The organism is Streptomyces sp. GC420, from assembly GCF_009916105.1.
GTDB lineage: Bacteria > Actinomycetota > Actinomycetes > Streptomycetales > Streptomycetaceae > Streptomyces.
Genome location: NZ_JAAAXQ010000597.1, coordinates 1 through 3,117, shown reverse-complemented (window position 1 = coordinate 3,117; position 3,117 = coordinate 1). Strand labels below are relative to the sequence as shown.

At 73.6% G+C, this 3,117-nt stretch carries 3 protein-coding genes; 1 reads left to right on the top strand and 2 read right to left on the bottom strand.

Annotation, left to right across the window (positions count from 1 at the left end; all coding sequences use genetic code 11):
- A partial coding sequence (locus tag GUY61_RS36660; RefSeq protein ID WP_166634624.1) for a DUF2690 domain-containing protein occupies positions 1-472 on the top strand: 472 nt, incomplete at its 5' end.
- Between the two features lie 184 nt (positions 473-656).
- Here the strand turns inward: GUY61_RS36660 and GUY61_RS36655 are convergent.
- Entirely contained in the window at positions 657-2,594 is a 1,938-nt protein-coding gene (locus GUY61_RS36655; RefSeq protein ID WP_166634623.1) for a protein-arginine deiminase domain-containing protein, read from the bottom strand.
- Between the two features lie 268 nt (positions 2,595-2,862).
- The coding region (locus GUY61_RS36650; RefSeq protein ID WP_166634622.1) for a response regulator transcription factor at positions 2,863-3,117 on the bottom strand (255 nt) is incomplete at its 5' end.

The window sequence follows — 3,117 nt, the reverse complement described above, 5'->3', positions numbered from 1 at the left end:
CTTCGGCACGTGGGCGCTGCTGAGCGGCGAAGAGGGCGCAGAGAGCGGGGAGGGCTCCAGGTTGTCCGGGGCGCGGCCGGACGCGGGACCGTGCCAGGGCGACGCCTGCACCGGGCGCAACTCCGCGCTGGGCGGCACGGGCTGCTGGATGGACGCGGGGACGCATGCGGAGAGGGTGTTCGGCGGGCGGGTCGTACAGCTGCGGGTGAGTCCGAGGTGCCGTGCGGCCTGGGCCAGGCTCGTGGAGCCGCGGCCGGGGGACGAGGTGCGGGTCGAGTCGGGGGACGCCCGGCAGGCACAGGAGGCCACCGCCGGGAACCGCTTCACCTACACGCTGATGGTCGGCATCGACCGGCCGTCGGACGCTCGGGCCTGCGTCGAGCTGGCCGACGGGCGCAGTGCGTGCACGCCGTGGGGCGAGCCCGGTCCGATCGTCGTGGTGCCGCCACCGCCGTCCGCACCGGCCGGCTGAGTCCGCACGCGTCCGCCGCCCTGCGGTGAATCCCGGTGGGGGACCGGCCACTTGCCACAAGGCTTCGCGCTCCCGGCCGTGACCGGGAGCGCGAAGCCGTGTTCATCCGCCCGGCGACCGATGCCTCGTCCCCGCGCGGCCGGCCGCCGGGGGCGGCGCGGCCACGGCCGGGGCTACGGCCGGGCTACGGCTTCCACCAGGCGGCGGACGCGTCGCGCAGGGTGTTGGTGCCGCAGTGGATCTCGCCCATGCCGAGGTGGTACGTGTACCAGTCGTCGACGTACGACACCTTCATTCCGGCGCGCGTGTACGCGGCGGTGACGGCCTCGGTGAATACGTCCTTGCCGCCGATGACGGGACCCCACTGGCGGGGCGCGAGGTAGCGGTCACGGGAGAGCAGGATGCCGTTGACGGCGCCCGGGACGTACGCGCTGGTCATGACGGTCTCGGGAGCCGGTGCCGCTTGGGGCGCGCCCTCGGCGTTCCTGTTTCCGTCGCGGCCGAGGAACTGCTGCTGGCCGTGCTTCCCGGCGGCCTCCGGGTCCGCGCTGCCGCCGAGACGGCGGAGCAGCGGCACGCGGGCGTCGGCGCTCTCGTCCTCGGTGCCCCGGGTGTAGAGGGCGGGCACCCGGACGATCTCCTCGTCCGTGACGCCCGTCTCCCGCTTGAGGATCTCCAGGTTGGCCGCGATCCGCTCGGCCGCCATCTTGTTGTCGGCCACCAGGTGGCGCGAGGCGAGAGCCTGGTCGATGGTCTCCTTGGGGGCGTCGACACCGTCGAAGCCCGGGACGGAGAACATCTTCGTCGCACCGTGGCCGTCGCGCTGGGCGTCACGCAGCAGCCGGACCCCCGCCTCCGGGTCGGCGACGCCGATCCGCCAGCCGCGCGGGGTGTCGGCGGGCAGGAACTGCACGAACTCGTCGACGTGCCCCACGTGCAGCCACGACGTGTCCAGCAGCAACGGATCCTGAAGCCCCTGGGACTTCAGCAGCGTGCGTATCTCCTTCGAGGGGCGGATGCCGCTGCCGTCCTTGCGCTCGCCCATGATGACGCGTCCGGCCGGGAAGGAGCGGCCGCCCTGGGTGTACGGCGGGATGGTCTCCAGGTTCCCGTAGGAGTTCAGGGTCTCCCAGCCCCGCATGTCCCGGCCCTTGGCCTGGACGACGCCGACGTCCGGGCCGCGCAGCTTCTCGTAGAGTTCGCGGCCCGCCTCCCGGTCCTGGGCGGAGCGCAGCATCACGCGCATGGTCCGGGCCCGTCCGTCCGGGCCGGTCATGCTGAGGTAGGCCGGCTCGACGAAGTCCTGGGCCCAGATGTCGCCGTACTTCTCGAAGGTCACCAGCGGCTTGGTGATGCCGGCCCGCTGGGCCTCCTTCTCGAGCTTGCCGACGAACTTCCGCTGGCGCTTGGCCCAGGGGTCGCTGCCGCGGACCTTGGTGACCAGCAACTGCTGGGTGTCCTGGAGGGCGTGGTGGGTGAGCAGCGGCGCGGCACGCAGGACGACGGTGTCGGAGGCGGTGCCGGAGGAGGAGGTGACCCTCAGCCGGATCGCCGCGCGGCCGTCCCACTTCGTGCTGTCGCGGATCACGTCCTTGCCCTCGACGCCGAACTCGACCCCGGAGCGCAACTCGGCCGCGGTCAGCCTGGTCCGCGAAGTGACCGGCTTCCAGGCGCCGTTCCGTTTGACGAAGACCCTGGTCTGCGCGGCCCCCGCGGTGACCTTGACGCTGCCCTCGGCGTCGGACGGCAGGTTCCGCATCGGCACCGAGCGCACACGGGCCAGGTCGGCGGCGTCGGCCCGCCCGTTGACCTTCTTGTCGGAGGCGTCGTTGCAGGCGGCGAGTTCGGCGTCGGAGAGCCGGCGTCCGCCCGGACCGGTGACCGGGCATCGCCTGGCGTCGTCGTCGATGTTGGGCAGGAAGACCGCTCCCCGCCCGACGGACCAGGTGTTCTCACCGGCCGTGTCGGTGTCTCCGGCGAGGTCGACCCGCCCGTCGCGGTCGACGTCCGCCCTCAGGTCGACGCGCAGCGGCTCCTCCGCGTGCGCAAGGGCCGGGGGTGCCAGCACCGCTCCCGTCGCGGTGAGGGCGAGTACCACCCGTCCAGCGTTTCTCGTACGCACATCGCGTCCTTTCGTTCCGTGCGGTTGCCCCCCGTTGCGGGGGAAGAGACGGAACGGGCGCTGTGCGTTGGCCGTGGCGCGGGAAGTCGTCCTCGGTGATGAGGAGACGTCGTTCTCCCGGTGGAGCGGACCGACCGGCGGTCGGAGGCCGGGCACGGCCGCCCGGTTGCCCGGGGCCCGCATGGTTCGGCGAGTGCGGCCTCGCCGGCCGGTCCGGGCACCCCGCCAAGGGCGCACCGCCCGACGGGACCGGGCCGGCGGCCGTCGGCTACCGCTCGGCCGCCCCCGGGGCGACCAGCCCCGACTCGTAGGCCGCGATGACCAGTTGCGCGCGGTCGCGGGCCTCCAGCTTGCCCATGATCCGGCTGACGTGCGTCTTCGCGGTGAGCGGGCTCAGCCCCAGGGACTCGGCGATCTCCGTGTTGTTCAGGCCCCGCGCGACGAGTGTGAGCACCTGGCGTTCGCGGTCGGAGAGGGCGGCCAGCGCGCCCGGGGCGGGGCAGAGAGCCGGCGGGGCCTCGGG